The organism is Paenibacillus senegalensis JC66, assembly GCF_000285515.1.
Taxonomy (GTDB): Bacteria; Bacillota; Bacilli; order Paenibacillales; family NBRC-103111; genus Paenibacillus_L; species Paenibacillus_L senegalensis.
In genome coordinates this window covers 1,682,475-1,703,156 of record NZ_HE610957.1, presented here as the reverse complement: position 1 = coordinate 1,703,156, position 20,682 = coordinate 1,682,475, and the positions used below count along the sequence as shown (strand labels likewise).

The window sequence follows — 20,682 nt, the reverse complement described above, 5'->3', positions numbered from 1 at the left end:
AACACTTTGTAAATTATAATGCGACAGGGAGGATGCTGTTAGATTGAATAACGATGCAACCACGAATAATACTAACACGGAAACGAAAAAGGGAATCGTTGTCTTTATTTTGATTTTGGGAACTTTTCTTGCTGCGCTAAATCAGACCGTAATGAGCGTGGCTACTCCTGCACTAATGAATGATCTTGCCATTTCACCCGCAACAGCACAGTGGCTGACAACAGGGTATATGCTGGTAAATGGCGTGTTGATTCCAATATCGGCTTTTCTAATGAAGCGATTTACCACTCGCCAGCTGTTTCAGGGCTCCATGATTCTTTTCCTGGCGGGTACCGTAGTAGCCGCAGTTGCCGCGAGCTTCCCCGTACTATTGGCTGGCCGGGTAATCCAAGCAGCTGGCGCCGGCATCATAATGCCGCTGCTCTTTAACGTTGTTCTCAAGCTATATCCGCCTGCGAAGCGGGGAACCATTATGGGAATGGTCTCCTTTGCCATTCTGTTTGCTCCTGCAGTTGGCCCTACTCTGGCTGGCTATGTTCTGGATCTATTCCCTTGGCAGGTTATGTTTTATGGTCTGATTCCTCTTGTGGTGATTGTGATTATTAGCGGACATTTTTATTTGAAAAATGTATCGGAGACGTCCAAAGCGAAGGTGGATATGGTCAGCGCGAGCTTATCGACTATCGGCTTCGCAGGTTTGCTGTACGGTTTCAGTGCTGCCGGCAATAGCGGCTGGTCCAGTCCAGAGGTCATCCTTTCTCTTCTGGTCGGTGTCATCGGTCTCGGCCTGTTTACCAGGCGGCAGCTGGTTTCTGCCGATCCTTTTCTTGATTTGCGCACCTTTAAATACGGGACATTTGCTCTGAACAATATCATCAATGTCGGAATTACGATCATCATGTACGCGGATATGATCCTGCTGCCCCTTTATCTGCAGAATTCTAGAGGGTACACGGCCATGGAATCCGGGTTGATGATGCTGCCCGGGGCCGTTTTGATGGGGTTGCTCAGTCCGGTTGCCGGGAAGCTCTTTGACCGGTACGGGGCAAAATGGATTACGGTCATTGGTTTAGTCATCACGATTGCAACAACGGTACCTTTTGCTGTATTGACCGAGTCAACCAGTTATACTTTTCTTCTAATTATGTCTACTGGCCGGCGCATTGGAATGGCTCTTCTCATTACACCGATTCAAACGGCGGGATTGAATCAAATCCCAACAAGTCTCAGCGCTCATGGCTCGGCTATCTGGAATACGATCAGGCAGGTGGCCGGGGCCGTAGGAACTTCGCTGTTGGTGACTGTCATGGCGAACAGCTCCGATAAACATCTTGACAGTCTCATAACAAGCGGGGAAGCGGCAGGGCAAACCGAGCAGGCTCTGTTGACGGCAGCTTCTATTCATGGTGTTAATGAAGCCTATTTTGTAATTATTATCGTTGGCCTAATTAGTTTGCTTCTATCTTTCTTTATTAAGAACAGAAGCCGCGAGGAGAAAGTGAAGAAGAAACTAAACTATGCATGAATCAATATTATTAGAATAATCCGTTTGTCCAAATGGATGTGGAACAGCCCTATTGCGGACGGTGGGACGAGAAATTGGTTCCCGCCGTTTTTGCTTTACCATACACCGGTGTATTCTTTTCCATGGCCAACCTCCCAAAGCTCCCCCCAAGTCATTCCCGAGATTCATTAATGCCGTATTCAAACTCAATATCCATCTCGAAGACTGTGGCTTTAAGGAAATCAAATAAAATTGGTTGGCATGAATGCTTCCTGGCTGCAGCTCAAAATTTGTTTATTAAGGCTTTAGCGTGGATGGACACGCTGTTGAACACGAAGGATGCCGCTATACCCGAGAATCCCCACACTTCCGAGACAAATGAGCAAATTGATGATAAATCCTGTTTGGAGTGCAGCAAACAATGCTCCTTCACTCATAACCCCCTGTTGATGCAGCATGCCAAGACCGATGGCTGCTCCTGAGACCATGCCTATATTACGCGATAATGCGATGAATCCTCCAATCGTTCCCGCTTGTTCTGCAGAGGTATGTGCCATAATAAATCGGTTGTTTGGAGTGGTCATCAGCCCCATCCCCATCCCGATCAAGGCGAGTACCAAGATAACCCCGATCATCGGTAGCGGTCCAGACGAAAAAGCAAGGATCGCTAATCCTAAACCGATGCAGGACAACCCCAAAAGCATCAATCGTCTAGAACCGTGCCGATCAGATAAAAAGCCGGCAAGCGGAGATGACACAGCCAGCAATATGGGATACGCACTCAGAGCAACCCCTGCTGTTGAGGGAGACAGGAATTTAACATCAGTTAAGTAGAAGGGCATCAGCACTAGCACGGTTTGAGTCATGATAAATCCTGCGCAGCTAATAATTAACCCGCTTGATACAGCCCGAATTCGCAAAGCCTGGACAGGTACAAAGGGATTCGGATGGCGCTTTTCTACAAAGAGCAGAGCGCAGAAGCCTAGCATTACTGCACCTGCAAGCAGCAAAGGCTTTAACGACAACCAGTTCCACGCCTGAGCATTCGATATAATAAACATGGATGCGGCGATCAGAAACATCAATAGCGCGGCTCCCAACTGATCGAAAGACTGTTCTTTTCTTTGTTGAGAACCTTTTGGAATATATCGGTAAGCGAGAATGGTGGCTAGCAGCAGCAGGGGGACATGACTTAAAAATAGCCAGCGCCAATTGAACCACTCGATGATCAAACCTCCGGCAAAGGGATGTTCATTTATGAATCACCTCATTATTAAAGTTTAGACGCTAAACCAATAATGTAAAAAAATTTGGAACTCATGGAATCGGGACTGCAAAGCTATAAATGTAGTTTAGCCCCTAAACCATAGACTGTCAACCCACCGTCACTCAGCTGCAGCTCGTTTGCCTCTCGCGGCAATCATTAACTGTCATCTTCAATCATCCAATCCTCCAGATAATAAACCGATCTTCCAAACCGCTGTCCCGTCCGGGGTAGCGGCTCTTCTGCACAATGAATGTCAGCCCCGAACTGATCCTCCTGAATGCGCGCTCCTGCCGAATCCCGGAATTGTTCATTCGCTGGAATATCGCTTGATTGTATTGAGCTTACACGGTGCGTAAGATAGGGACTAGCCGAAATGCCCCATCATTTTACTGGAAGGAGCTGGTGAGCTATGGCAGAGTTGTCTGCAGAGATGGTGAGTTCGGGTAAGCCGGGTCACCGGCCTAGGACATTCAAGAATCGGTATTTGGAGAATATCCGCAAGCATTGGATGCTTTATCTAATGATTTTTCCCGGTATTGTATTCTATGTCCTATTCAAGTATGTTCCGCTGGCCGGAAGCGTCATTGCTTTTCAAGACTATCAGATTTTCAAAGGCATAATGGGAAGTCCTTGGGTAGGGTTAGACAATTTCCGCTTCATCTTCACTTATCAGGACTTCTATAACGTATTGAGAAATACGTCTTTAATTGCGCTTTACCAGCTTGTATTCGGCTTTCCGGCGCCGATTATTCTGGCTCTTCTGTTTAACGAAATCCGGCTTATGATGGTCAAACGAACTATCCAAAGCCTGTTTTATCTGCCGCACTTTCTGTCCTGGGTCGTTGTGGGAGGGATCGTTTTTGAAGTTTTGGCGTCTCAGGGGATCGTTAATGTCATTCGCGGGCTGTTCGGTTTCGAGCCGATTTTGTTTATGCAGCAGGAGGCGTATTTCCGAACCATTGTCGTGCTGTCTTCCATTTGGAAAGAAGTCGGGTGGGGAACGATCATCTATCTCGCGGCCATAAGCGGTATTGATCCCAACTTGTATGAGGCGGCTGTAATAGACGGAGCGAGTAAGTGGAAGCAAACCTGGTACATTACTCTTCCGTCCCTGTTTCCAACCATTCTTGTTCTCTTTTTATTGAACATCGGCAATTTCCTGGAGCTTGGCTTCGACCAAATCTACAATTTGCTCACTCCGATGACCTATTCGGTAGGCGATATTATCGAAACTTATGTTTACCGGGCGGGTGTACTTCAGGGGCAGTACAGCGTGACGACAGCCATCGGCATATTCCAATCGGTTATCGGCTTTATATTGCTGTGGATTTTTAACCGGATGGCCAGAAAAACGGAACAGGGGTTATGGTAAATGAAACTATCACTCGGAGAAAAGAGCTTTCAGCTGATCAACTACGTATTTCTGATAGCAGCTTCGGCGACTATGGTTATGCCGCTGCTTCATTTGCTCGCCATGTCGTTCAGCTCGCCGATCGCGGCCGATTCCAAGGAAGTGTTTCTGCTTCCGGTTGAGTTCACCACAGCATCCTGGGTCCATATTTTGCAAAATAAAGGGCTGTGGAAATCGTTTGGCATAACGGTTTACATTACGGTTCTCGGTACCCTGCTGAGCATGCTGTTTTCGATTCTGACCGCATTTCCGCTATCCCGGAAGGAATTTCTGATCCGCAAGCCTGTTATGTTCGCCATTGTCTTGACGATGATTTTTAACGCCCCGATGATTCCGTTCTTCCTGACCGTAAGAGAGCTTGGCATGATGAACAGTTTATGGGCACTTATTATTCCCGGATTGATCGGGACATTTAATATGGTTATTATCCGAACCTTTTTTATGGGCATACCGAAGGAGCTGGACGATTCCGCCAGAATAGACGGCTGCCATGACTTCCGCATCCTGTTTCAAATTTATCTGCCGCTATCCAAGCCCGTGATGGCTACGGTAAGCTTGTTTTATGCAGTCGGTTATTGGAATACGTTCTCGCGGGCGGTTCTGTTCTTAAGGGACCCGGAATTATGGCCTTTGCAAATGAAGCTGCGGGCGTATTTGATTTCACCCGAAGAGCTGGCCCAGGTCAATATGTTTCTTGGGGATTACGATTTCAATACGACGACCTTGAAAGCGGCTACGATTATTTTTGCTACTGTGCCGATCGTACTGGTTTACCCTTACCTGCAAAAGTTCTTTGTAAAAGGGGCCATGCTTGGCTCGCTGAAAGAATAAGAGAGCGTTTTCATTGAAGCGCTGCCAGCCGAAGAAAACAGCTATTGAACCGTCAATTCGGTGATATAGATCAACAATAGGTTAAAGGGAGGATCATTTATGACAAAAGCGATGAAGAAAGCATGGGCTCCGCTGGCTTTGACTCTGCTGATGGCAGCGGGCTGCGCCACTCCGCCGCAGAACAACGGCAGCTTGCCGGATGGGGAAAGCAGCGGTTCCGGCCCGGAGAACGAAGTCGTTCAGGTCAAAGTATTCAAGAGCCATATGGGTGTCGGAACGATTCCGAAAAGCGACGATCCGCATGTATCCTATATCCGGGAAAGAACCGGGGTCGAATATCAGCTTGTTACCACGCCGCCAGGCTCCGAACCATCGGAATACGTCAATCTGATGATTGCTTCCGGTAATTTGCCCGATATTCTCCGGCCAATCGGAGGAGTGGAGCAGACCTTGATCCAGCAGGGGGGAGCCCTGCCGCTTGATGATCTGCTCCCCGAATACGCGCCGAATGTATGGGAGCGGATTCCCGAGGAAGCCTGGGATGTCGTCCGTTCGGCATCGCCTGACGGCAAAATTTATTACGTTCCGAAGGTGTTCCTTGTGCCGGAGCGCGCCCCGATGATTCGTCAGGACTGGATTGACGCTGTCGGTATGGAGATGCCCGAGACAGTGGATGATTATATCGAGCTGCTGAAGGCTTTCCGCGATCAGGATCCGAACGGCAATGGCGAGAAGGACGAACTGCCGACGACCGGGCGTGAATTCGGGCGCTGGATGGACCATTTGTTTGCCATCTATGGAGTCGCTATGTGGGAAGGATACCCGGAATGGGATATTTATGATGGAGAAATCCAATATGCCGGCATTACGGAAAATATGAGGGAAGCGATAAAGTTCATCGCCCATTTATACGAGGAAAAGCTGCTCGACAATGAGACGTTCCTTAATAAAGGGGATGTATGGCAGGCGAAGATCAACAATAATCTGGTAGGCAGCTGGTATCACCTGCCGGCGAACGTGCGTGACCGCTACAACGCTATGCTGCAAAAAGCGCCGGATGCCTACATAGTCGGGATGCCGCTGCCCAAGGCGGAAGGCTTCGAAGGCTTCGTTACGCAGAAAAGCATGGGTGAGCCGGAATGGATTATTCCAACGGAAGCTGCGGCCAAAGCTGAAGCCTCTCTCAGGCTGCTGGACTTCTTCTATGATCCGGCGAACGATGAATTTATCCGCTACGGGATAGAAGGACAGCAGCATGAAGTGGTGGACGGCAGGAAGGTTCTCTTGCCCCCGGCAGACGACAGGCCGCTTGCGCTCGGAATGAAGAACCTGACGACTGAAGAAGACATGGAAATCCGGATTGAGGAAACGTACGATGAGGACCAGCAGCAGATGGTTAAAGATATCTTCACCGTAAGCACGGCGGATGCGAGAAGAATAGCGGGTGACGGACTGCCAAGCACGGTATATGAAGGCTTCCCGGATATCCAGTCGCACAAATTGTTCCAGGAGTATTTGACCAAGATCGTTATCGGCGAGCTCCCGATCGAGAAATTCGACGAGTTCGTGGAACGTTGGAAGGCCGCGGGCGGGGATATCGTTACGCAGCGGGTGCAGGAATGGTATGAGAAAGTGAAGTAGATCATTCAAGTATTCGGGATGGCCTTGAACATATATCGTTAACCCATTGCATGGGAAGGGCCATCCTCGCCGGAATTTTTGAATGTTTAGGGAATGCGGCTATGCGGGAGCCGGTACAGGATCCAATCGGACTATCGTTCCGGGGACGGGTTTCGCAGTATAATGAGTCCATACTGTGTAAAGGTGGTAATGATCCATGACCCAATCCCTTATGAAATGGTTGAAGTACAATATCGCCAATACCCAGACCAGGTTGGTATTCATTATGACCATTTCCGTTTTCCTGATTATTGTAGCTGTCGGCATCACCTCTTACTATACGTCCAAGACCGTGCTGCAGGAAGAATTAAGCGAGCCGCAGCATCAGCTCCTGCACATAAGCATGGACTTCATCGACAGCTACATTCAGGAAAGCAACCAGCTGGCAATCAAGGTAGCTTTGAATTCTAACGTTTACAAGTTTTTTACCGATGAAGAGCAAAATTCTTATCATAACATTACCGAGCTCTATCAGTTTCTGGAGACACTGGTCGGCAGCGCCCCCTATATTAAAAGCGTTTACATCTATGATATGGAGCGGGGCAGTTTCGTAGCGTTTCCGCAAGGGTTCAGTTCAAGTAACATCACCTTCGCCGATTCCGAGTGGGTGGAGGTGGCCGATCAATTCGGGGATGAAATGATGATGGTCAAGAAAAGGGAAGTTCCGGAAGGGACGAGAAACCAGGGGTCAGACATTACCCTTTTCAGGAAAATTATGATCCAGGGCGAGTTCAAAGGCATGGTTGCCGTAAATTTCAAGAACGATGATTTGTTCCGTCACATGACTCCCCCGGCCATCTCAGCATTGGACAGCCGCCGGTTTATTCTCGACCAGAGTGACGAGCCGCTCTATGCAATAGGCAATTATGCCTTCGAGACAGAGGCGGTCAATGAGGCGATTTCGCAAATAGGAGGGGAACGGCTGGGCGAGTTCCGCTATGAGGACAAACTGCTGCTGGCTTACCAGCTGCAGTCCCCCGTTACCGGATGGAGGTATGTCTCGATCATTTCCCAGGACAGCCTGCTCGCCAATTCCAAGAAAATCCGCGATGTTGTAATCTATGTGTCAATTGCAGCGCTTGTCCTGGGCGGATTGGCCATCTTGTATTTCAATGCGGTTGCCTTCAAGCCCGTGCGCCGGATGAGGCAGCTGCTGCAGAGCTACGAACGGGATAAGCTCAGTCCCGATCTGATTGATCTGGAGAAAATAACCGGCGAGCTGCTGAACGATCACGCCCAGCTATCCCGGCTTATCCGGCAAACGATGCCGGAGGCTTCCTCCAAATTTCTGTTGGATGTCTGCACCGGAAACATGAGCGGAAAGAGGGAAATCTTCGAGAAGTGGAACCGTTATTTCAAGGGCTGGACAGATGCTCCGTTAAGGATCGTTATTGTGTCGGTAGATAATTACAAGGAATGGTGCGGACGCTTCCCCAAATCCGATCATTCCCTGCTGAAATTTGCCGTTTCCAACATTATTGCGGAGCTGGTTTCTGCTGATTGGCGAATGGTCTATGCCGATTTGGGCAAGGACCGGACAGCTATTTTGCTGCAGCCGGCGGGCAGGGACGAGGCTCTGGAGGCGAAGCTTGAAGAAGCCGCTGAGATTATTGCCCAATTGCTGAAGTTTACGATAACAATCGGGATCAGCGCCCCTCATTCCGATGCCTGCAAGTTGAAACATGCTATGTTTGAGGCGGGAAATGCACTCAGCTACCGGTTGTACAGAGGTTACGGGCAGATCATTGCGTATGAGGAGGTTTCCGAGCATGAAATGGCGGAAAGCTTCCCGCAGGATTCTGTGCTGACGGAACTGGCTGAGGCGGTTGAGGCAGGCAGCAGGGAACGGGCATTGCGCATTATTGAACGAACCGTGGAGGATGTCCGCAGAGATTATTGGTATCCGTCCGCGGCTGTTTCCTTCTACAGAATGGCAGCGGATAAACTGGACCGCATCTTTGAGAGAGGAGAAGCCGGGCTGTGGGACGACTCCGATGCCTCCGATTTCGAGACCATGCTGCTGGACGATATTCAAGACCGGCTGCAAAAGCAGGTTGAACTGCTGGCAGAGCGGTTCAGCAGCCTGACTCAAAGCAAGGATTTCATCTTGTGCCAGCGAATGATCGAATATATGAAGGGTCATCTCGAGGAACCGGTCGGCATCCAGGAAATTGCCGATTCCGCAGGAATCAGCGTCAGCTTGGCCAGCCAGCTGTTCAAGCAGGAAATGAACGATACGATATATGGATACTTCACCAGGCTGAGAATGGAACGGGCCGGGGAGCTGCTGCTCATGACGGATCATAAAATTTCTGAAATCGCATCAATGGTCGGTTATCAGCATGAAAACAGCTTCATCCGGGTTTATCGCAAATATAAAGATATTACACCGGGCAAATACAGGGAAATGATGAAAAACCGGGAGGGCCCCGCTTCCGGGCTGACACGCGCATAAACGCTTGGGAGACGAGAATTTGGAAGAGCGGAATATAGGAGCGGCACTAGCTGGAAGCCGGCATAAGCGCGGCCTGCCTGATGTCCTGGCTGAACAAGTGTGCGGCAAAAGGAGGAGCCATGAACAGAAAACAGATTGTAGAAAGAAATCATCCGGTGCTGACCAGAATCGAACCGCTTTCCCCTCTGTCTGTAGGTAACGGGGAATTCGCGTTCAGTGCCGATCTGACCGGCCTGCAATCATTCCCCGAGGCCTATGAAGTGCCTTTGGGGACGCAATCGAATTGGGGATGGCATTATACGGGCGGACACAGCCGGTTCAGTGATCAGGATATCCCTTATCAAACCTTTGATACTTACGGCCGTGTGGTCGCTTATCCGATGAAGCCGGAAGACAAGCCGGAGGCTTATCATTGGCTGCGGCAAAATCCTCATCGGCTGCAGCTTGGAAGAATAGCATTCCGGTTCTTCAAGGAAGATGGACAGGAGGCGGCAATCACCGATGTGACTCCTATTCGTCAGGAGATGAACCTATGGAGCGGAATTCTGTACAGTGAATTTACGGTTGAAGGGGTGCCTGTCAAGGTAACCACCGGCTGCCACCCGCAGCGGGATACGATTGGCGTCAGCGTCCATTCTCCGCTCATCGGGAGCGGGAGGCTAGAGGTCTTCCTCCTGTTCCCGGCACCGGATATGCTTCACCGCAGCTGGTCCAAAGCGGTGTATGCCGATTGGGACAATGATGGCAGACATCAAACAGCCGTAGAGAGCGGGTCGGAGCGGGATGTGCTGCTGAAGCGTGTGATGGACGAAGACAGCTACGCGGTCAAGTGGGAATGGAACACGGGAGGGGTGAAGCAGACGGATGTACATGAATGGACACTGGTCCCGGAGTACGGAGCGGATACGCTGGATTTTACCGTAACCTTTGCCCCTGATTCACCGCGCACAGCATCCGTAACCGTAACTGAGCTGCTCGAAGCGAGCAGCGCGTATTGGGAGAGCTTCTGGCAGGGAGGGGCGGCTGTTGATTTTGCCGGAAGCAGTGACCCGAGAGCCCCGGAGCTGGAGCGGCGGGTGGTGCTGTCCCAGTTTCTTTGCGCTCTCCACAGCGCCGGCTCGCTGCCGCCGCAGGAAACAGGCCTGATGTACAACAGCTGGTTCGGCAAGCTTCATCTGGAGATGCATTGGTGGCACGCTGCGCATTTTCCGTTATGGGGCCGTGCAGAGCTGCTGCGCAGAAGCATGGATTGGTACAACGATATTCTTCCGCAAGCGAGGGAGCTGGCCCGGTCCCAGGGCTATGAAGGGGCGCGCTGGCCGAAGATGGTAGGCTTTGACGGCAGGCAAAGTCCGTCCCCGGTAGCTCCGGGCTTAATCTGGCAGCAGCCGCATCCGATGAACCTGGCGGAGCTGTTGTACCGGGCCGAGCCCAGCCAGGCTGTATTGGAACGCTACGAAGCGCTGGTGTTTGAGGCGGCGGACTTCATGGTTTCCTATGCCCACTGGGAGGAGGAACGGCAGGCTTACGTGCTTGGACCGCCGCTCATTCCGGCGCAGGAGTGCCATGCCATGCACGAGAGCAAGAATCCGCCCTACGAGCTGGAATATTGGAAGTTCGGATTGGAAATAGCGATCAGGTGGGCTGAACGCTTGCACAAGCCGGCCAATCCGCTGTGGGTCAAGGTGGCGGGTGCCATGGCCTCCCCTCCGCAGGCGGAAGGCCTTTACCTTGCCCACGAGCATTGCCCGAATACATTCAGCGAGAAAAATCACGATCATCCTTCCATGGTAGGGGCGCTCGGTATTTTGCCCGGCACGTTAATCGACAGGGATGTTATGAGAAACACGCTGCTGAAGGTGAAGGATTGTTGGGATTGGGACACGGCCTGGGGATGGGATTTTCCCATGTGCGCGATGACGGCGGCCCGGCTTGGGGAGCGGGAGCTGGCGGTCGAATTTCTATTGATGGATGCGACCAAAAACCATTACCTGCCTAACGGCCACAACTATCAAAGGCCGGGACTTACCGCTTACCTGCCGGGCAACGGCGGCTTGCTCACCGCTGTTGCAATGATGGCTTGCGGCTGGCATGAAGGAGGCGAGCGCAGCCTGCCGGGATTTCCACAGAACGGTACATGGAAGGTTCGTTGGGAGGGGCTGAATCCCTGGTTGTAAATCCCCGCAGCCGGTCGATCAGGATATGAGTAAACAGTTATTTCGGTTGCTGGTTAAACTCGGGGATATGACATGCAAGTTGATTCATGCAAGGATACAAGGAGGGAATGAACTTGGCAAAAGGAACGGTTTGGCCATCAGAGAGCAAAGTATACCGGGACAGAATTACCGGTCTGCCCGTAACTCAGCTGACCGATTACAAGGCGCACAGCCACCATCTGTATTTTACCGAGAGCGGCTGGTACGACGGAGGCCGCAGGCTGCTGTTTATGTCGGACCGCGGCAACAGCACCAACCTGTTCACAATCCATCTGGAATCAGGTGAAATGACCCAGCTAACCGAATATGAGGACAACCACTATTTGGATGCCTGTCTTAGTCCGGACGGAACCGTAGCGTATGTCAAGGTGCGGTCCGCCATCGTCGCCCTGGATTTGAACTCGCTGGAAGAGAAAACAATATATGAATGCCCGCAAGGGTTTCAAATCGGCAATTTAAGCTGTGCGGCTGACGGCAGTGTCATGACCTGCCTGCAGGAAGATTTGTCACACAGGCTGGATCTCGATCTGGGCAACGGCTATGTGGGACACAGGGAGCTGATGGAAGCCGCTCCGGTAAGTCGAATCATTCGCGTGCAAAGCGACGGAGGGCAGGCGCAAGCCGTATTCGAGGATCGCTGCTTTATTACGCATATTAACGCTTCCCCGACAGAGCCATGGCTATTGACCTTTTGTCATGAGGGGCCATGGCAGTTGGTTGATCACCGGATATGGGGATTGGACCTGAGAACGGGCGGCACTTGGAAAATCCGTGAACGGCTGGAGCCGCGGGAGAAGGTGGGCCATGAATTTTTTTATCCGGACGGGGTTACGATCGGGTACCACGGCTTCCGTGAGAACGGCACTAATTTTTTCGGCAGCATTCGCTACGACAATACGGGGATGGAAGAAACCGATTTTTCCTTCGATACATGGCATTCCCACGCGGACGGCATCTCGCAGACGGTGGTTGACGGCAAGGGGGATGTGAAAACGCTGTGCCTGTGGCGCAAGCAGGGAGCGGACTATGACGGGCCGCGGGTGCTGTGCGAGCTTCGCTGCAGCTTCCATTCGCAAAAGGTTCACGCCCATCCCCGGTTCGATGCTGCTGGAGAACACCTGCTGTTTACAAGCGACCGCAACGGGTATGGAAATCTGTATTTGATTAAGCTGCCGAAGGACATCAGCAATCTGCCCAAGCTGGAGCGTTAAGCGCCACGAGTCGTCTGGAATTGCTGTTCAAGCTTGGAGTCTGGCTTTAGGAACCGAATCGCAATTCAATGGATGAGCGACAGAGAGGAGGCTGGGAGTCATGGAGAACAACGAACGAACTGCTGCCGGCCGCTGCAAGCTGCTGCTTAAATATCCCGCCTCCTGGTGGAAAAATATGTGGAGAGAGGCGCTTCCAGCGGGCAACGGAACGACCGGGGCGTCCGTATTCGGCGGGGTGAAGGAGGAAACCATCCTGCTGCATCATACGGGGTTATGGCATTGGGGCCGCAAGGATCCGCTGCCGGATGTCAGCCACACTTTGGCGGAGACGAGAAAGCTTATGGATCAACGTAAGTACGCGGAGGCAAGCTGGCATCTGTCCAGAACCTTGACGGAACAGGGCTACGCTGCCCGTCTCGCCTCCCGCTTTCCTCTAGCGGCGATGCAGGTCACTATGCCCGGGGAGCATGCTTTCCGCCATTACCGCAGGGTGCTCGATATGGAGACAGGAGAGGTAACGGTTAGCTGGCAGGACGGCTTAACAAACTACAGGCGGCGGCTGTTTGTGTCCCGCTCTGAAGATATCATCGCTTATGAAATAGAAAGCAGCGGCCATCATCTGGAAGGCGAAATTGCATTGCAGCTGCATCCCAGCGAGCGCTGGAGCAGTGAGCCGGAATACCAGCAGCTGGAACAGTCGGTTGAAGTCCGCATTGACGGTCCCTGGATTTATTATGCGGGGCGTAATGACGACGGCTCCGACTTCGGGGCGGTGCTCCGCCTAGTTTCCGATGAAGATTGCGTTGCTGCCGAAAGCGGGGACGGAAGGCTTGCATTTAAAGGTACTTCCAAGGTGCTGTTCCTGGTGAAGTTATTTATTAAGGGAAGACGCAGCGAGGACTGGAAGCGGCTGCGTCAATTGCTGTCTGCTGCTGGCAACCGTTATGATCAGCTGCTCGATGCTCATACGGAGCTGCATAAGCGGTTATTTCATTCAGCCGGTCTGGAGCTCTACGATGAGAGCGGGGACGAGCCATTCGCTTCTGCAGGCAACGACCGCTCAAATGAAGAGCTGCTGCTGGAGGCCTATGAGGGAGAAGCGCCGGCCGCCCTTGTGCAGAAGCTGTGGGCATACGGGCGCTACCTGTTTATAAGCGGGACCTCGGAAGACAGCCTTCCTTTCGGTTTATACGGCTTGTGGGGCGGAGATTATCGTCTTGTCTGGGGGCACAATATGGCCAATGAGAATATTCAGATGATCTACTGGCATGCTAACGTCGGCGGACTGTCATCGCTGGCGGCTTCGTTATTTCGCTATTATGAAGATCTGCTGGATGATTTCCGCGATAATGCGCGTAAGCTGTACGGCTGCAAGGGCATCTATATTCCAGCGGGATCGACGCCCGGAATTGGCGTTCCTAACCAGATTGTTCCCGTCATCATGAATTGGACGGGTGCTGCAGGCTGGCTGGCCAGGCATTACGTCGAGCATTACCGGTACACGGGGGATATTCGCTTCCTTCAGGAGAAGGCGGTTCCTTTCATGCAGGAAGCAATACAATTTTACGAGGACTTTCTTGTGGAAGATGAAGACGGCTATTTTAAAATTTATCCCTCGGTTTCACCGGAGAACACTCCGCAAAATCATATGCCGGAAAGCGGACAGCCGCTGGCGCATCCGATGCCGTCAGCCATTAATGCGACTATGGATTTTGCCATATTGAAAGAGCTCCTCACCCATCTGCTTGAGGCAGGAGAGATCACAGGCATGGACACAATTCAATTAGAGAAATGGAAGGGCATGCTCAGCAAAATCCCTCCCTATCAAATCAACGAAGAAGGCGCGATCAAAGAGTGGATGCACCCGGAGTTTGTCGACCGTTACAATCATCGGCATCTCTCTCATCTGTATCCGGTCTTTCCTGGACAGGAAGTTATCCGGGAGGAGCAGCCGGAGCTTTTCAAAGCGTTTGAAACAGCCGTCCGCAAACGGTTGATCGGCGCCCAGAGCGGCTGGTCCCTCGCTCATATGGCGGCGATCTACGCGCGGCTCGGCGCAGGGGACCAGGCATTGGAATGCCTGGATATTCTGGCCCGCTCCTGCCTGATTAACAACTTCTTCACGCTGCATAACGATTGGCGCCAGATGGGCATCTGTATGGACATGCCATCCGCGCCTGTTCAGCTGGATGCCAATATGGGCTGGGTCAATGCGGTACAGGAGCTGTTGTTGTATGCTTCCCCCAAGCTTATTAAAGTGCTCCCGGCCCTTCCAGCCAGATGGATCAGGGGAAGGGTGCGGGATTGGAGGTATCCCGGAGGAAAGCTGTCTCTTGTCTGGGACAAGGCCAGCGGCCTCTTCCGCCTGGAGCTGAGCGCTGAACGGCCAACGGATACTACGCTCAAGCTTCCGCCGGATTTTAACGGCTACACCTTTTCATCTGACGCCGCTTCGCAGGCATTTACGACGTTTTCCGCAAAACACGGATGCTGCCGGCTCCAGCTGGAGCCGGGCCAAAGGCTTATTGTCCATACTGCGCCCATCCGGCGCTGATTGAGGCCCTTTGCCGCATTGTGGATATAATTTAATTCGTGCTTGATCGGTGGCAGCTGCCATTTTACAAACTTAGTCCCTGTCGGCGAATAAAATTTATAACCTCTTCTGCAGAAGGGAGTCGCTCGCTGACCCCCCCGATTCGGAGAGTCGCCAATGCACCACAGGCTGAAGCGAACCTCAAGCATTGTGCGGGCGTATTGCCATTTAGCGCAGAATATAGTAATCCGGCGTTAAAGGAGTCGCCTGCTCCTGTTGTATCAACCGGACTTATGCGGAATGCTTCAGAATGCAGCCATTCTCCTTCTGAATCCAGCAGCGATGCTCCCATACTTCCCCGTTTGACCGCTATCAGCCCGCGCTGTGCCGGAAGCTCAGCCGGCAGCCTGTCGAGATCGGCTGTGCTGAAAATATGCTCAAGCTCTGTCTCGCTTGGTATAAAGTAATCGGTATAAGTCAACAGTGAGCTTATGATTGCCCTGTCCCAGTTTTCTGAGGGATCGTAACCTGTATCAAAGCTGGTGCTAATCCCGTTTGTATGAGCCAAACGGAACAGTTCCAGCCAGTGCTGCTTCATGTTCTCCTGCAAGTAAAAGGAACCGAAATGAAGATGATCCGCTTCCTTTAGGATTTGTTCTACTGGAATCATACCGGGCTCTAGTAACGGAATGGTTCCTTTATAGGTTAGCAGGGAACGGTCTTCCGGCGTAGACAGCGAAAAGGTGATCCCGGTCTTCTCCTTATCTGTAAAAATGACATACTCCGTGCCGACTCCATAATGGCGCAATTTCTCTACACAGAATGCTCCATATTCATCATTTCCCACTATGGAAACAAATTGGACGTCAGCACCCAACCGGGAAAGCACGGATGCGGTAATAGCGGAGGAGGAGCCGAGCGTAACTTCGAATTGCTCTACCCACTTTTCCTTATTAGGCTCCGGCTTCACATCGGGGCCGGATAGGATCACATCCGGATTGAGCTCTCCAATAATGAACACGGTTTTATTCATACTTATTCCCTCTCTCTACATATGGACTGGATTTCATCGTCCGGAAGGTCCAACGCACGGCTGCTGCCTGCAGCAGCCCTGCACAGGCGAACACGATCCACAGGGCGTCTGTGCGTAAGGAACCGGCAAACGGCAGCAGGGCGGCAATGGGGACGATCCGCCCGAAATTCAACAGCGTTTCATAAATAACAACCGATTCGATTCTAAAAGAGCCCTGCAAAGGGAGCTCCTGCGTCTGCGCAAAAAAACGGGAGACGAACGTATTGTGGTAAACCGGATTCAGGCAGGCGATAACGCCCAGAAAAAGAAGCACCTGCAGCGCCCCCATTCCCGCAGGCAGAATCAAGGAACCGAAAGCAACGCCAAGGGAACAGGTCAGCAGATAAGCAGGAGCTTTCTCCATCCGACCGCGGCGGGACATATACCAGCTGGCAGCCACAGAGATCAGGGTTGTGGCCGCAAGCGCGATACTAACGATATTTTCCCGTTCAAATACTTCGTAGAGCAGCAGGGCAGGGATAAAAAGCGCAAGCCCCTCCAGAAAGCCGCTGCAAAACCAGAGGGCCAGCATTTTTTTCCACAACGGGTTGCGCTTGGCCATTGCGGGTGCAAGATAGAGAAGATAGCGGCGGCGGCGCGGCGGTTGTTTGCCGATCATCATGGATAAGATAAAGACAACAACGAAGACAGCCAAAGTCAGGGCAAACGCATACAGATAACCGCTCAGATCATTCCTGCCGCCGATAATCCAGCCCCCGGCCAGCGGACCGAAGAAGCTGGCTGTCGTCAAGGTGACCGTGCTGATGCCAACGTAGCGTACCCGGTTCAGTTTGGCGGAGACGTCATACAGCAGCACCAGGATTCCGGCCCAATAAAAACCCGTAGCGAGCCCTTGGCACAAAGCAATCAATCCGTACCTCGGCACTATATTTTCTCCCATGGCCAATACCAGTACAAAGAACAGCATATGCAGCAGCAAGCTGATTCTGAGCGTGACCAGGCGGTCTCGCCGTTTGGCTATCCACCCTCCTAGCCAGAAGCCAATGGGCGTCAGTAAATAGAACAAGGCGTTATAGATTAGGTTGAGGGTGAATGACTCGCTTAGACGCAAGAAATAGATGTTGAAAAAAGCAAGCGAGATCGAGCTCCCCAAGATGAACAGGCCATGAATCATTAGCGTGACGGCCGCTTCGCGTGTCATCTGGAATTTCCGATTTTCCATTGTTGTACGGGCCTCCACTGGACTGATCAGCGACAGATCTTACTTAAAGCCGGTCATCGTCAATCCTTTAATGAATTGTTTCTGGAAGATAAGGAAGATCACCACAACGGGGATCATAATGAGTACCGCTGCGGACATAACGACGTTATAGTTAACGACGTTCTGGCCGTTAAAGAAAACGAGCGCCAGCGGAACCGTCATTTTCGTCTCTTTATTTAAGATGATCGACGGCCACAAATAATTGTTCCATGCAGCCATAAATGTAAAGATCGCAAGCGCGGATAACGCCGGCTTGATTTGAGGCAGAATTAGCGACCAGAACGTCCTGAACTCTGAGGCGCCATCCATTCTCGCGGCTTCAATCAGCTCGCCTGGAATACCTTCAATGAATTGTCTCGCCAAAAAAATTCCGAATGCGCTTACGAGGTAAGGAATAACGATAGCCGACAGATGGTTGACCAGATTTAGCTTGGAGATAATGATATACGTCGGGATCATTACAATCTGAAATGGAACCATCATTGTAGCCAGAATGGCAATAAACAGCAGTCGTTTGCCCCGGAAGCGGAACTTTGCAAACACATAGCCGGCAAGAGCGCTTGAATATACGGCTCCCAGTGTAATAAGGACGGCCGTCGACACGCTGTTGATAAACCAGCGGAAAAATGGGGCGTCCCTCAGCACCTTCCGGTACCCGTCCAGAGTCGGCTCCTGGGGCAGCAAATGATTGGCGGAAGTCAAAATTTCCGCATTGCTCTTAAAGGAAGTCAGCACCATCCATATATATGGGATAAACATCAATATCGAACCGACCAGCAAGGTGCTAAAGAGCAGCACATACGGCAGACTCCATTTTTTTCTCCTCATGTCGTTCCCCCTTAATGCTCCCACTGGGATCGGCCTATCCTCATCTGGATAAGCGTCAAAATCAGGATGATAATAAGCAGCATGAACGCCATCGCCGAAGCATAGCTCATATTCATATAAGTGAAGGCCTGGTCATAGATGTTGAGCGCAAGCACGTAAGTTTCATACAGAGGCCCTCCGCTGGTCATGATCTGGAACTGAGGGAACATCTGGAAATAAGAAATGCTTGTCATGATAAAGACGAACAGCATAGTCCGGCTTAACATAGGGATCGTGATGCTCCAGAAGACATGCCAGGGGGATGCTCCGTCCAGCTCTGCCGCTTCGTAAAGCGACTCCGGAATCGAATCAATTCCTGCCATAAACAGAACAATATTGTAGCCTACGTCGGCCCATAGGGTCATGATAATGATTGAAATCAACGCTGTGGCCGGGTCCGTCAGCCAATTGACCGAGGGCAGTCCCAAGCTGTTTAAAGCCATATTGATAACTCCGCTGTCCGCATTGAACATCGTGGTCCAAATAACGGCCGAACCGGCAAGCGGAGCTACAGCCGGGAGGAAGAACATCGTCCGGAATCCGTTTCTGAAGAATCCGTTGCGGATCTTATTGATGCCAATCGCAATCAGCAGAGTAATAATAATATTAGCAGGAATGGCGATAAACACGAACGTAAAGGTGACGCCCAGGGATTTGAAGAACATCGGATCGGCAAACAGCTCTTGAATGTGCTTCAAGCCGGCAAAAGGTACAGACGAGGATAACGGCGAATAGTCAAAAAACATCAGTACCGTGCCGATCGCGATCGGAATGACGGAGAATACCATAAATAACAGAAGAATGGGCGCCAGAGAGATAATGACAAATCGGCGTTCCGATAATAATTGTTTGGACATTTTTCTCAACATGCCTCCCTTAGTTAGCCCCACAAAGTGGAGCCCTGGCTTCGATGTATCTCAGATACTCAGCGGGAACCCCAGAACATAGCCCCGCAAAGTGGAGCCCCAAATAATAATCCGACAAAACGGGGACTTGACCCGAAAATGTGTCAGGAGGCACTAGCGCGCCCCCAATCACTTTGAAGCCGTTTTCAAAAAGGCTACTGCTTGCTCTTGAGCATTTTATTTATGTCGTCTTCGGCTTTCTTCAAGCCGTCCTCCACACTGATCCGGTCGAAAGCAATCTGGGCGTAAGCGTCATTGATCGTTTTAAAAAAATAATCGCGGTCAGCCAACGGCCCAATCCATCGCCCATGTTCTAATACATCAAGGGAAGCCTTAACTTCCGGGGCATCTTGGGCATATTGGGGGTCTTCCGCAACATGTTTGTTGGCTGGTACGGAAGAGGTACGGATATTCCAGGCGTAGGCGTTCTCATCCTCCATCATAAATTGAACGAATTCCCAAGCAGCTTCTTTATTTGCACTTTTGCTGGATACAACCTCCCCCCACCCGGATTCAGCACTGAATACAGGAGGGTTATCTGTATAAGAAGGCATAGGCATGTAATCGAAATCTTCCACATTGAAGGTGTTCTTGCCTTCTGCGATCGTCCAAGGACCGGCTGTAGTCATGGCCGCTTCGCCCTTGAAGAAAATCATATAAGGTTCATCTGTCGTTCCCAGTTTGGACAGATCGGTAACTTGGTGTACTTTCACCAAATCCACCAGCTCCTGCATGGCTTGATGGGCTTCCGGAGTAGAGAAGTTGACTGCCGTCTGATCTTCATTCCAGAAGTCTGCCCCTTGCTGTTGGATAAGGGACAGAAAATAAAAGACAACGCTATCATTGGACGTAATATCCAGGCCGCGGACTGTAATTTTATTACCATCCCGCTGGGTTAGTTTCTTGGCGGCGTCAATTAACTCTTCCCATGTTTGGGGATCGGTTTGTATACCGGCTTCTTCGAACAATTTCGGATATCTTAAGGCAGCCCCGTTCTCAATGTTGAACTCATGGGGAACCCCATACACTTTATCTTCGTACAGAAAGCCGCCAATAGCTGCAGGGAAAACTTCCGCTTGGAGCGAATCTCCGTTAGGAGCAGGCTCCAGCAGCCCGTTCTTGGCATATTCTCTTACCCAGGTGCCAAACATTTGCACAATGTCGGGAGCTGTATTGGTGTTCATGGATACTCTGATTTTCTGGATAAATGCGTCATAGGGAAATATCTGAAGATCTACGGTGACATTGGGATTGACCTGCTTATAATCTTCGATGAGCTTTTTATTTGCTTCGACAAAGGAAGGGTTCTCGTGAACCCACCATACGAGTTTAATCTCCTCGCCACCGCCGTCGGGATTACCGCGGCCATTGTTATTTCCGGAACAGCCGGCAAGCATTACACTTGCAGCGACTGTGAGAGCCACCATATTCATCATTGATTTCTTCATGACATTACCCCCTAATATAAGAAAAAATTTATAAATGAGGACAAGCTTACAAACGCTTTC

Annotated in this window: 14 protein-coding genes; 8 read left to right on the top strand and 6 right to left on the bottom strand. The window is 51.1% G+C overall.

The features are described 5' to 3' along the window. The first annotated feature begins 43 nt into the window (after nt 1–43). Nucleotides 44–1,525, top strand: a complete 1,482-nt coding sequence (locus PSHG_RS07990; RefSeq protein WP_010271653.1) for a DHA2 family efflux MFS transporter permease subunit — start codon at nt 44–46, stop codon at nt 1,523–1,525. A gap of 284 nt (nt 1,526–1,809) precedes the next feature. Here the strand turns inward: PSHG_RS07990 and PSHG_RS26895 are convergent, their stop codons facing one another. Then, nucleotides 1,810–2,763, bottom strand: a complete 954-nt coding sequence (locus PSHG_RS26895; RefSeq protein WP_081505077.1) for an MFS transporter — start codon at nt 2,761–2,763, stop codon at nt 1,810–1,812. Between the two features lie 417 nt (nt 2,764–3,180). On the opposite strand from PSHG_RS26895, the gene PSHG_RS07980 reads away from it, so the two are divergent. The 7 genes from PSHG_RS07980 (at nt 3,181) to PSHG_RS07950 (ending at nt 15,129) form a co-directional block, all read left to right on the top strand. After that, the gene (locus tag PSHG_RS07980; RefSeq protein ID WP_010271648.1) at nt 3,181–4,143 is read left to right on the top strand and encodes an ABC transporter permease; all 963 of its coding nucleotides are present in this window, start codon (nt 3,181–3,183) and stop codon (nt 4,141–4,143) included. Further along, on the top strand, nt 4,144–5,013 hold the full coding sequence (locus PSHG_RS07975) for a carbohydrate ABC transporter permease (protein ID WP_010271647.1): 870 nt from the start codon (nt 4,144–4,146) through the stop codon (nt 5,011–5,013). A 99-nt stretch (nt 5,014–5,112) separates the two neighbouring features. Continuing rightward, nucleotides 5,113–6,654: an extracellular solute-binding protein gene (locus PSHG_RS07970; protein WP_010271646.1), complete on the top strand. Its 1,542-nt coding sequence runs from the start codon at nt 5,113–5,115 to the stop codon at nt 6,652–6,654. 196 nt (nt 6,655–6,850) lie between these two features. After that, nucleotides 6,851–9,148: an AraC family transcriptional regulator gene (locus tag PSHG_RS07965; protein WP_010271644.1), complete on the top strand. Its 2,298-nt coding sequence runs from the start codon at nt 6,851–6,853 to the stop codon at nt 9,146–9,148. A gap of 119 nt (nt 9,149–9,267) precedes the next feature. Continuing rightward, nucleotides 9,268–11,325 (top strand): hypothetical protein, encoded by a 2,058-nt coding sequence (locus PSHG_RS07960; RefSeq protein WP_010271642.1) that lies wholly within the window; start codon nt 9,268–9,270, stop codon nt 11,323–11,325. 113 nt (nt 11,326–11,438) lie between these two features. Beyond that, entirely contained in the window at nt 11,439–12,575 is a 1,137-nt protein-coding gene (locus PSHG_RS07955; protein WP_010271640.1) for an oligogalacturonate lyase family protein, read from the top strand. Between the two features lie 100 nt (nt 12,576–12,675). Continuing rightward, entirely contained in the window at nt 12,676–15,129 is a 2,454-nt protein-coding gene (locus PSHG_RS07950) for a glycosyl hydrolase family 95 catalytic domain-containing protein (RefSeq protein ID WP_010271639.1), read from the top strand. 64 nt (nt 15,130–15,193) lie between these two features. On the opposite strand, the gene PSHG_RS07945 is transcribed toward PSHG_RS07950, so the two are convergent. From PSHG_RS07945 to PSHG_RS07925, 5 genes are all read right to left on the bottom strand, one after another. After that, complete coding sequence (locus PSHG_RS07945) at nt 15,194–16,141, bottom strand: carbohydrate kinase family protein (protein WP_010271637.1); 948 nt, start codon at nt 16,139–16,141, stop codon at nt 15,194–15,196. Then, entirely contained in the window at nt 16,134–17,363 is a 1,230-nt protein-coding gene (locus PSHG_RS07940) for an MFS transporter (RefSeq protein ID WP_010271634.1), read from the bottom strand. The genes PSHG_RS07945 and PSHG_RS07940 overlap by 8 nt, the downstream gene beginning before the upstream one ends. A 39-nt stretch (nt 17,364–17,402) precedes the next feature. Continuing rightward, nucleotides 17,403–18,230 (bottom strand): carbohydrate ABC transporter permease, encoded by an 828-nt coding sequence (locus PSHG_RS07935; protein ID WP_010271631.1) that lies wholly within the window; start codon nt 18,228–18,230, stop codon nt 17,403–17,405. A gap of 11 nt (nt 18,231–18,241) precedes the next feature. Further along, nucleotides 18,242–19,126: a carbohydrate ABC transporter permease gene (locus tag PSHG_RS07930; protein ID WP_010271629.1), complete on the bottom strand. Its 885-nt coding sequence runs from the start codon at nt 19,124–19,126 to the stop codon at nt 18,242–18,244. A 203-nt stretch (nt 19,127–19,329) separates the two neighbouring features. After that, on the bottom strand, nt 19,330–20,622 hold the full coding sequence (locus PSHG_RS07925; protein ID WP_010271625.1) for an ABC transporter substrate-binding protein: 1,293 nt from the start codon (nt 20,620–20,622) through the stop codon (nt 19,330–19,332). Nucleotides 20,623–20,682: the final 60 nt, after the last annotated feature.